The sequence below is a fragment of the Shewanella sp. GD04112 genome (genome assembly GCF_029835735.1).
Taxonomy (GTDB): Bacteria; Pseudomonadota; Gammaproteobacteria; order Enterobacterales; family Shewanellaceae; genus Shewanella.
In genome coordinates, this window is the sequence record NZ_JAOEAL010000001.1 from 3,924,802 (window position 1) to 3,936,486 (window position 11,685).

An 11,685-nucleotide genomic window follows, 5' to 3' on the forward strand; every position below is an offset into this window, starting at 1 on the left:
TGATAAGGCTCCCAGCAAGAGCCTTATCTTTTGTCGCTAATCTAATATCAGCTATCTATCCATTTATTTTTAATCTCTAGCACTTTATCTAAGTTATCGGTAAATAAGCGCACCAACTCGGGGTCGAAATGCACCCCGCTCTGCTCCTGGATATAGTCCATGGTCTTCTCGACTGACCAAGCCTCTTTATAGGGGCGTTTACTGGTCAGGGCGTCAAACACATCGGCGAGGGCAACTATGCGTCCCTCTAGTGGAATGGCTTCGCCTTTCAATCCATTAGGGTAACCTGTGCCGTTCCATTTTTCGTGATGAGTCAGCGCGACGGATTTAGCTAACCGTAGCAGCTCGGAATCCGCTTCACCGATAATTTCGGCGCCAATATGGGGATGGGTTTTCATAATGGCAAACTCTTCATCGGTCAACTTACCCGGTTTGAGCATAATGCTATCGGGAATACCAATTTTACCTATGTCGTGCATGGGCGCCGCGTGTAATAAATCATCCGCCTGCGCCTCACTCAGGCCGTAGGCCAAGGCCAAAATTTTAGAATAATGGCTCATGCGCAGCACATGGGTACCGGTTTCATTATCTTTATATTCGGCGGCGCGACCTAAACGTTGGATCACTTGCAAGCGAGTGCGGCGCAATTCATCGGCCTGCACTAAGGATAAATGGGTTTTCACCCGCGCTTTGACTACGGTGGCCGAAATCGGCTTCACAATATAATCCACCCCGCCCACGGCAAAGCCCGCCGCTTCATCGTGCTCATCATTCAAAGCGGTGACAAAAATCACAGGGATCGACTTGGTCTCTGGGATATTTTTCAGCAACTGACAGACTTCTAGCCCCGTCATATTGGGCATCATAATATCCAGTAGGATCAGCGATGGCAGCTCAGTTTGCGCGAGGCGCAGGGCCTCTTCGCCACTTTTGGCAAAGATAAGATGGTAATCCTGATGTAAAACTTGCTTGAGCACCCGTAAGTTAACGGGCTCATCATCCACCAACAATAAGGTTTTCTTATGTTCAGATGTAGACTGCATTGCTACTCCTTATTCGCGGTGATAGTACGCCGTAACTCGGTCAATTCGTTATGGGCAATATCAAAATCAAAGTTGTCTAAGGCTTCGGTAATCATGGCCACATGAAGGCGCAGATGTTCATCAATACGAGCGGTAAACGCCTCAAGATCAGACTCTTCAAAACTATGGTGCGCAATCGATGCCAGCAAGGCATCAATATGCGCTAATAATTCTGCTGGATCGCTTGTCCCCACATGGACGGCGGAGGCGCTGGCCGTTGGCATTGTGGTGCCCTCGATATAATCCCCAATCTCGACGAGGGAGTCGCTTACCTTAGCAACAATGGCCTCCATGGCTTCACGCGAGAGCGACTCAGCTTGCGCCAACTGCTCTAACTGGCCAAAGTGCGCCATCCACTGCAATAGACCCAAATTCCCACTGACGCCTTTCAAACTATGGCTTAAGAGCTTAATGGTCACAGTATCTTGGGTATTTATCGCCTGTTGTAGCGCTTGATTTTTCTCTGGCCATTGGGCAATAAACTTCATCAACTCTTTGATAAATTGCGGTTTAGAGCCCCACAATTTCACCCCCTTGGCTTCATCGACTAATTGCGTGCTAGCAGGCTGCGAAGAGACAAACTCGGCCTGAGGCAGATTAAGCTGCAACACTCTGGCAATTTCCCGCGTCAGCAGCACAAAATCGATGGGCTTATTGGCAAAGCCATCCATACCGGCTTGCTCGGCGGCGCTCTTATCTTGCTCTAACACGCTCGCGGTTAAGGCAATAATTGGCATACGGGGTAATTGAGATGCGACTTCTTGCTCACGGCGCATCTTCGCCGCCGTCAAACCATCCATGACTGGCATTTGCAGATCCATCAGCGTGATATCGATGTCGGCTTTTTGCATCCGCAGCAGCGCCTGTTCACCATCGCGGGCGGTGATCACTTTATGCCCTTGACGGGTTAACCATACGGACAGGAGATCGATATTCTGCTGAATATCATCGACAACGAGTAGCGTCAGGGGCGGTAATGTTCCATTGTCGGTGCGCTGGTTCGATAGTGGCTCAGAGCTAGGTTGTAAGGGAATAGTAAAGCGGAATGTACTGCCTTGGCCCAAAGTACTTTCGGCGGTGAGCTCTCCGCCCATCAGTTCGACCAACTGCTTACTGATGGTCGTCCCAAGCCCAGTGCCTCCGTATTTGCGGCTCATGGAGGCATCGGCTTGGGCAAACGCTTCAAATACCCGATTAAGCTGCTCAGGCGACATACCAATTCCAGTATCGATAATCTCGAAGGTGACTTGAGTTGTGTCTTGGGTCGTGCCTTGCGCAAAGACTCTGACCGTCACCGTCCCCTCGCAGGTAAATTTAACCGCATTGCCAATCAAATTGATCAGCACTTGGCGGATACGCTCCGGAGAGCCGATAAAGTTTGCCGCCATCGTCGGCGCAACATCGACCTCGAGGGATAAACGCTGCTTCTTCGCCTGCAACCACAGAGTTGAAATCACGGTATCGATTTCATCTGTTAAGCAAAACACTCGGTTTTCTAATTCCAGTTTACCCTTGTCGAGCTTGGCGCTATCGAGCACATCGTTGAGTAGGTGCAGCAAAGATTTAGCGGAGCGATTGATGGTAGAGAGCTGTTTTTGCTGCTCAACATCTAATACAGACTCCAACAAAATGTCGCTAAAGCCGATGATGGCATTCATTGGCGTGCGGATCTCATGGCTCATATTGGCCAAGAAGGCCGCACGCGCCGCTGCCGCCTGCTCGGCATTATTCTTTGCCGTCACTAAGTCCTGTTCCATCTCCTTACGCTCAGTGATATCCATCAGGAAGCCGTCAATCCACACCTCTTTGCTGGTTTCATCGAGGATGTAATTGCCGTGTTCAAACAGCCAACGTACCCCGCCATCTGCGCGGATAATGCGATATTCCATCGAAAAGGTCGGCGGCTGCGCTTGGGCGTAAATGGTATCAATATCGTCCGGATGATAGAGATCCGAGAAGAAACGTTTCGGATGGGGAAGTTCGAAGTCTTCGGCAGGATAGCCAGTGATGTTCTGCACCGCGTCGCTGATAAATACCATAGGCCAGCCCTCGGTGCTTTTACAGCGATAGGCAATGCCTGGAATGTTGGTGATCAGCGAGCGAAACTTGGCCTCATTGTTTTTAAGCTCTTGCTCCATCTCATTGCGTTGGCTGAGATCGGAGATGAAACCGACAAAGTAATGGGCTTTGCCCTGCATCACATGGCCGATACTCAGGCGCACTGGCACTAAATGACCCGCCTTATGTTGCGCTTCGACCTCTCGCCCCGTGCCAATAATCTGCGCTTCACGGGTCTGTGCATACCTAGCTAAATAGCCATCGTGGTGCGACCGAATCGCCTCTGGGACGATTTTTTTCACATTCGCCCCAAGCAGTTCAGCAGGCAACCAACCTAAAATAGTGGTCACCGCCTTGTTCACATTCACTATGATACCTTGGCCATCGATTGTGATAATGCCATCGACGGCGGTATTCATCATGGCGCGCATGCGGTCTTCATTGGATTTTGCGAGTAAAGACAGGTCTTTATACTTAAAGATCACATTCACAATCAGCACTAAGCAGATAATTGCAGTGGTGATCACCGAGACGCCGAGCGCCAGATAAAATGAGATTTCCGAGGTCTGCTCGCTCAGCTCCAAACCTTCTGGTTTAACGAATCGCGCCGCCGCCATGCCAGTGTAATGCATGCCCGAAATCGCCAGTCCCATCACGATACTGGCGATAAAATTACAGCTAATGCTATTCATGTTGGAGGAAATAAGCTGATTCAGCCCAGTGCGCACCCACAGCGCAATAATGGCGAGTAGCACGGCGACTACGATAGACAGCGCAAAAATCCATGGGTCATAACGCAGTAATGGTGCCATCTCCATGGCCGCCATCCCCACATAGTGCATAGTGCCAATCCCAGCGCCCACTAAGATGCCGCTAATCAGCACTTGGGAAAGTTGAAAACTCGGCTTAGAGAGCAAATTCAGCGCCACCCATGAGGCACCAATACTAGGCAAAAGGGATAGTACCGTGAGCCCAAAGTTATAGGTCACGGGCGAACATAAATCGAAGGCCAACATTCCGATAAAATGCATCGACCAGACGCCACCGCCGAGGACGACGCACCCCGTCAGTAACATGATCTGTTGCCGCGCTCTCGATTGACTCTGCACCGCTTGGGAGGTGACCTGAAAGGCCATAAAAGCGGCAAAAATCGCAATCAGAATGGAAATAGTGACCAGCAGGGGATTGTAATAGACATTCAGCAATAGGCTGTCTTGGGAAGAAATAAAAAACTGCGATAACCAATCAAAAGCCATATGTTCCAAGCCCATGTTTTAGAAACGTAAAACCTAATCGTAACCAACATTCGAATACGCCAATCCAAGCAGGGCTAACGCTTGGGTACTATGGGATGCACTCATCAACCATAGGCACAATTTATTGTTAAGACTCCAGCTAACATCCCATCAATCCTTCGAACTCTCTCAACAACAGCCAATTTTTTACAATGTTCTCTTTATCTTATACATCTTTTGCAAAATGTCTGCCTTCAAATGCAATAGAGTACGGTAAAATCCACTCCCAACAGCCGCCACCAACTAGCCTTGAAGTGAGTAGACCCGCACTGCATCGGCCAAAGCACGGAAAAGTAAACCCTCTCCCGATTAAATTATTTAAGTTAACGGTTATAACCTTTATAATGCTTGGCTATTATTCGTCGAGACGCCGCGCATGCAATTTGAAGATTTTCAGCTTGACCCTAGCTTATTAGAGTCACTTAAAGCCATGGGGCACCTGTCGCCCACCACCATCCAGCAAGAAACCCTGCCACATGCCCTCGAGCAGCGGGATATTTTGGCGCGCGCCCCGACGGGTACAGGTAAAACCGCCAGTTTCTTATTGCCTGCGTTACAACACTTAATCGACTTTCCCCGTCGCTATTCTGGCCATGCGCGAATTTTGATCCTGACGCCAACCCGTGAGTTAGCCAGCCAAATTCACCGTTATGCCTGCCACTTAGCCACAGGCCAAGGGCTGAATATCGCCATCATCACTGGTGGTGTGCCCTATGGTCCGCAGGAAGAAGCACTAAAAGACAATATCGATATTCTGGTCGCGACTCCTGGTCGTCTGATGGAATATTTAGATAGAGGCAAATTCAGCGCAGAATCGGTCGACATATTGATCATCGACGAAGCCGACCGCATGCTCGATATGGGTTTCTCCGCCGTGGTGAAGGCCATTGCCATGGAAGCCCAAGGTCGTAAGCAAAATATGCTGTTTTCGGCCACCCTCGAAGGCAGCGGCGTTATCCGTTTTGCCCGCGAAGTGCTTAACGATCCTATCGAAATCGATGTCGACGCTCCGCGCAAAGAAAAGGCCAAGATCCACCAATGGATCCACCTTGCCGATGATAAAGAACATAAGATTGCCCTGCTGTGCCATCTGCTCAAACAGGAAGAAGTTAAACGCGCCATCGTATTCGTAAAGACTCGCGATGTGGTTTCTAGCCTCGAAGGTCAGTTGCTGAAAGCCGGTATTCCCTGCGCCTTTATGCGTGGCGATATGGAACAGAAGAAACGCTTCCAAGCCTTAAGCCGCTTTACCAAAGGCGAAGTGAATGTGTTACTGGCAACCGATGTAGCCGCTCGTGGTATCGATATCGACGATATCACCCATGTGATTAACTTTGACATGCCACGTTCTGCCGATAGTTACATCCACCGCATTGGCCGTACTGGCCGCGCGGGCGCGAAAGGAACGGCGATTTCATTAGCCGAAGCTCACGATATGCGCATTGTCGGTAAGATTGAGCGTTATATCGAGCAGCCGCTTAAGCGCCGTATTATTGAGGAACTGCGTCCTAAGCACAAAGAAGCGCGTGTACCGACCAAGAAAAAAGCGAAGGTGAAAGCCAAAGAAGCGGCCAAGCGAACCAGCAAGAAAGAGGCAGCGAAAAAGGCCACTAAAATTGCCCGCAAGAAGCAAGCTTAACCCCTCCCCAAAGCCGCATAATGCGGCTTTTTTTATGCTCGCCCGCCGCAAAAAATCGCTATAACAAATGCAAACGGAGTGACCCAAACACTCTTATCTTCCATATGCTTATCGGCGGCCAAAAAAGAGGTGGCGTACCGTAAAAACGCGCCATCACCTTTAGACACATTTTATTTACAAAAATAAATTTATTGCGCCGCTCGACTCTGATACTTTAGGCGCATTAAGCGATTTAGCACGGATGTAACAATCATATGATGAAAACTTTACTCAGGAGATTATCTCCTCTGTTTATACTGCTGTTATTTGTTGTTGGTGCGATAGCACTGATGTCAACTAAGGAAGCCCCCGAACAAAAACCTGAAGAAATGCCAGTACCTATCGTCGATGTCACTCAGGTTGAGCAGCAAACGGTATCGCTTAATCTTCCTTCCTACGGCGTGGTTACCCCTAAATATAAGACGCAACTGGTGACCGAAGTCCAAGGGCGGATGCTGAGCATTTCGCCGCAATTTGTGGCTGGTGGCATAGTGAAGAAAGGCGACCAATTAGCCCAAATCGAACCTTCGGATTACGAAGCCGATTTAATGCAAGCCGAAGCCACCTTGGCTCAGGCAACCGCGGCGCTCAATGAAGAAATCGCCCGTGGCGAAGTCGCTAAAATCGAATTTAAAGGCTACGACAAAGGCTTACCGCCAGAGCTGGGGTTACGTATTCCACAGCTGAAAAAAGAGCAAGCCAACGTTAAATATGCCCAGGCCGCACTGGCACGCGCCCAGCGTAACTTAGAGCGCACGGTTATCCGCGCGCCCTTTGATGGCATTATCAAGGCCAGAAATGTCGATTTAGGTCAGTACGTGACATTAGGCACTAATTTGGGTGAACTGTACGACACTAGCATTGCCGAAATTCGTCTGCCTATCTCTAACGATGATTTAGCCTATTTGGAATCCGTCGATCACCCCGATACCCAAGTCACCTTAAGCGCCTCTTTGGCGGGTAAGGAAAACACTTGGATGGGTAATATTATTCGTAGCGAAGGCGTGATTGATGCCGATAACCGCATGGTTTACCTCGTCGCCGAGATTAAAGACCCTTACCTACGTGAGCATAAAACCCAAGGCAGTTTACCGCTGAAATACGGCAGCTTTGTGAATGCCGTGATTAAGGGCCGCACCGTCGATGGCATAGTTAAACTGCCTCGCCACGTGGTGCGTAACGAGCATGTGGCCTTAATTAACGAGCAAAATATTGTCGAGATGCGCCATGTGAATGTCGTGCGTAGCGATCTTGAAAATGTGTTCATCAAGGACAGCTTAAAAACCGGTGAGCGCGTTGCCATCACTCACTTTAGCAATATGGCGAATGGCCAGTTGGTCAAAATCATAGGTGAAGATGCCAAGCCGGTGCAGACCCCCACACCTAAGGAAGATGCTCCTGAGTCGAGTCTTGCGGCCGCTGGAGTGAACTAATGGATACTCAAAAAGGGATCTTAGCCTGGTTTGCCCGCAACAGCGTGGCAGCCAACCTGTTAATGTGGGCGCTGCTGATTGGCGGTCTATTTAGCACAGTGTTGATTAATAAAGAGGTATTCCCCTCTTTTAACCTTAACTTATTGAGCATTACCGTTGCTTATCCCGGCGCTGCGCCGCAGGAAATCGAAGAAGGCATCAACATCAAGATTGAAGAAGCCATCCAAGATATCAACGGGATTAAAAAAGTCACTTCGGTTGCCAGTGAAGGGGTTGGCGCCATCACGGTCGAAGTCGAAGATGACTACGACGTGCAAACCGTGCTCGACGAAGCCAAGTTACGATTGGACGCGATCTCCACCTTTCCGGTGAACATCGAAAAACCGCAAATCTATAAAATCGAACCCGAAAACAACGTGATTTGGGTGTCGGTCTACGGTGATATGTCGCTGCACGATATGAAGGAGTTGGCTAAATCGGTACGTGATGATTTGACCCAACTTCCCGCCGTGACCCGCGCGAAAGTCACGGGTGTGCGCGACTATGAAATCGGTATCGAAGTCTCAGAAGATAAGCTGCGGGAATACGGCTTAACCTTCTCGCAAGTCGCCTTGGCGGTGCAAAACTCTTCTATCGACTTGCCGGGCGGTTCGATCCGCGCCGAAGATGGCGACATTCTGCTACGAACGAAAGGCCAAGCCTATACTGGCGATGATTTTGCCAATATCGTCGTCACTACCCGCGCCGATGGTAGCCGAGTGATGTTGCCTCAGGTGGCAACCATTAAGGACGATTTTGAAGAACGTTTAGAGTACACCCGCTTCAACGGCAAGCCAGCGGCCATTATTGAAGTGACCAGCGTTAACGATCAAAACGCCCTCGACATCGCTCAACAGGTCAAAGACTACGTAGAGAAACGCCGAGCCACTCTGCCAGCCAATGCAAAATTAGACACTTGGGGAGATTTAACCCACTACCTCAAGGGCCGTTTGAACATGATGATGTCGAACATGTTTTATGGCGCCCTGTTAGTGTTTGTGATCTTAGCTCTGTTCCTCGATCTCAAACTCGCCTTTTGGGTGATGATGGGATTACCCGTGTGTTTCCTCGGCACTATGCTCATCATGCCGTTGGAACCTTTCTCCATGACCATCAACATGCTGACATTGTTCGCCTTTATTCTCGTCTTGGGGATAGTGGTCGACGATGCGATTGTGATAGGTGAAAGCGCCTACAGTGAGGTCGAGCGGCACGGACACTCGATTGATAACGTGATCCGCGGGGCGCAAAAAGTGGCCATGCCCGCCACCTTCGGGGTATTAACCACTATCGCCGCCTTTATTCCTATGTTGATGGTTTCTGGCCCCATGGGGATTATTTGGAAATCCATCGGCATGGTGGTCATCATGTGTCTGGCATTTTCACTGGTGGAATCTAAATTTATCCTGCCAGCGCACTTAGCCCACATGAAGTTCAGAAAACCAGGTGAACCCACGGGTTTCTTTGGTCGCTTCAAGGACAAATTTAACAATCGTGTTCAGCACTTTATTCACCACAGTTACCGCAACTTCCTCGAGCGCTGTATCCAACATCGCTACAACGTCGTCGCGGCCTTTATCGGAGTATTGATTTTATCCATAGCCTTAGTCGCCAGCGGCAAAGTGCGCTGGGTGTTCTTCCCCGACATTCCATCGGACTTTATCCAAGTACAGCTAGAAATGGATGAAGGCAGCTCAGAGCAGAACACCCTCAAGGTGGTACAGGATATTGAAGAAGCCCTGTACAAGATGAACGCTAAAATGGAGAAGGACAACGGCAGCGAAGTGGTGAAGCATAGCTTTATCAACATGAGCTCGCGCACCTCCGCCTTTATCTTTGCCGAACTGACCAAGGGCGAAGACCGAGAAGTGGATGGCGAGGCTATTGCCGCCGCATGGCGCGAACAATTGCCAGAATTACTGTCGGTGAAGAAGCTCGACTTCAACGCCAGCGGGAACGGCGGTGGCGGTGGTGACATATCCTTTAGATTGACCTCGAGCGATCTCGAAGAATTATCAGCAGCCGCCCGCGAGCTTAAGCAAAAGCTCGCCACCTACGAAGGTGTGTATGATATTGCCGATAACTTCTCTTCGGGCAGCCATGAGATCCGCTTAAAGATCCGCCCCGAGGCCGAAGCGCTTGGCTTAACCTTGTCTGATTTAGCTCGCCAAGTCCGTTATGGCTTCTATGGTTATGAAGCACAACGTATTTTGCGTAATAAAGAAGAAATCAAGGTCATGGTGCGCTACCCCTTGGAGCAGCGCCGTACCGTTGGCTATCTCGAGAATATGTTGATCCGCACGCCGCAGGGCAAGTCGGTACCTTTCTCTACCGTTGCCGAGGTTGAAAAAGGCGAATCCTACGCCTCAATCACCCGTGTCGATGGCAAGCGGGCAATTACCATTATTGCGAATGCCAACAAACACAAGGTGGAACCTTCTAAGGTTGTTACTGAAATACAAAAGGATTTCCTGCCGCAGTTACAGGCCAAGTATCCTAAAATCCAAACCACCCTCGATGGCGGCAGTTTGGATGAACAGAATGCTATGGTCGGTCTAATGCAGGGCTTCTTCTTTGCGCTGTTTACCATTTATGCCTTAATGGCGGTGCCGCTTAAGTCATACAGCCAGCCACTGATCATTATGTCAGTGATCCCCTTCGGGATTATCGGCGCGTTGTTTGGGCATTTGATCCAAGGTCTTGCCATGAGCGTCTTGAGTCTCTGTGGTATCGTCGCGCTCGCCGGGGTAGTGGTAAACGACTCCTTGATCTTGGTGGACTTTGTAAACCGTGCGCGGGAACAAGGGCAATCGGTCAGACAAGCGGCGGTAGATTCAGGATGTTATCGCTTCAGGGCGATTATCTTGACCTCATTGACCACCTTCGTCGGTCTTGTGCCTATTATTCTTGAGCGCAGCCTACAGGCGCAGATTGTGATCCCTATGGCGACTTCCCTTGCCTTCGGTATCCTGTTCTCGACTGTGGTGACCTTAATTTTGGTGCCTTTACTGTACATCATTCTCGATGATGCGAAACGCGTTGGAAGCCGCTTCTACCATTGGTGGTGGCGTCCAAAAACATCGCAGGAGAGACATTTACATACCAATGAGACCCACAAGGTGTCCTTAGACGCCTTTAATGAACCTGACTATAAACAGGATTAGTGGTCGTTCCGTCATCATAGTCACCCATAAAAAGAGAGCCTAGGCTCTCTTTTTTATCTCTGGTTTCCCCTAACGAGTAAAGCGCGTTGTGCGATCTAGGTGGCAGTTATCAAGGATCGCATTCGTTACACTCAACCTAAGTGACCGCCAAGATGCCAATAAAGTCGATAGTATGAAAACAGATCGGATGCCAAACTCACATTCTGCCCCAATCCATCCCGCCCCCATTAAAGCCACTGAAACCTTAGCCAATGGCAACACCACGGCGGAAGTGTGCACAAATGAAACCTGCGCCAGTGAAACCTTAGTCTATGATATTCGCAGGAGTCGTTATCTGAATATCACGGGTCGCTGCACCCTGCGGTGTGCCTTCTGTCCTAAACACAATGGCAGTAAACAAATTCACGAGTATCAATTGGCATTGACCCACCAGCCCAAGCCGGAGGAAATTATCCCGCTGTTAGGCGAGGTGGAAGACTTTGAGGAATACGTGTTCTGCGGGTACGGTGAACCAACGATGAATCTGCCGACCCTGCTGGCCGTTGCTAAAGAAATCAAACGCCGTGGCGGCCGCGTGCGGGTCAATACCGATGGCTTAGGCAACCTAGTTCACAGACGCAACATTCTGCCCGAGTTAGCGGAGTGCGTGGATGGATTATCCATTTCCCTCAACGCCGACAATGAAGCCGCCTATAACCAACATTGCCGCCCAAAACTGGCAGGTTCCTACGCCGCCGTGAATGCCTTTATCGCCCTCGCACCCCATTATATCGAGCGGGTACAAGTCTCGGCGATTGAGGGATTAGAAGGGGTCGACATCGATCTTTGCCGCGAACAAGTGCTCGCCTCGGGCTGCGAGTTTAAGCACAGAGTGTTAGGCGCACTCGGCTAACTTTTTCGCTCAGTCGCCTTGGGGTTGATGCATTGCTCGGGATA

6 protein-coding genes are annotated in these 11,685 nt (G+C 49.9%); 4 read left to right on the forward strand and 2 right to left on the reverse strand.

Translation table 11 applies throughout. The annotated features are described in order from the left end of the window. Window positions 1-47 precede the first annotated feature (47 nt). A complete protein-coding gene (locus N7386_RS17300; protein ID WP_279769963.1) occupies window positions 48-1,043 on the reverse strand; it encodes a two-component system response regulator in 996 nt (331 codons plus the stop codon). A 2-nt stretch (window positions 1,044-1,045) separates the two neighbouring features. Next, on the reverse strand, window positions 1,046-4,411 hold the full coding sequence (locus N7386_RS17305) for an MHYT domain-containing protein (RefSeq protein ID WP_279769965.1): 3,366 nt from the start codon (window positions 4,409-4,411) through the stop codon (window positions 1,046-1,048). Window positions 4,412-4,811: 400 nt separating this feature from the next. Between N7386_RS17305 and srmB the strand changes: the two genes are divergently transcribed. The 4 genes from srmB to N7386_RS17325 all read left to right on the forward strand — a co-directional run bounded on the left by srmB (window position 4,812) and on the right by N7386_RS17325 (window position 11,641). Beyond that, the gene (srmB, locus tag N7386_RS17310; RefSeq protein WP_109286512.1) at window positions 4,812-6,074 is read left to right on the forward strand and encodes an ATP-dependent RNA helicase SrmB; all 1,263 of its coding nucleotides are present in this window, start codon (window positions 4,812-4,814) and stop codon (window positions 6,072-6,074) included. A 254-nt stretch (window positions 6,075-6,328) separates the two neighbouring features. Further along, the gene (locus N7386_RS17315; protein ID WP_037430327.1) at window positions 6,329-7,546 is read left to right on the forward strand and encodes an efflux RND transporter periplasmic adaptor subunit; all 1,218 of its coding nucleotides are present in this window, start codon (window positions 6,329-6,331) and stop codon (window positions 7,544-7,546) included. Then, a complete protein-coding gene (locus N7386_RS17320) occupies window positions 7,546-10,749 on the forward strand; it encodes an efflux RND transporter permease subunit (RefSeq protein ID WP_279769969.1) in 3,204 nt (1,067 codons plus the stop codon). The genes N7386_RS17315 and N7386_RS17320 overlap by 1 nt, the downstream gene beginning before the upstream one ends. 187 nt (window positions 10,750-10,936) lie before the next feature. Next, on the forward strand, window positions 10,937-11,641 hold the full coding sequence (locus N7386_RS17325; protein WP_279771056.1) for a TatD family nuclease-associated radical SAM protein: 705 nt from the start codon (window positions 10,937-10,939) through the stop codon (window positions 11,639-11,641). The last annotated feature ends 44 nt before the right edge of the window (window positions 11,642-11,685 follow it).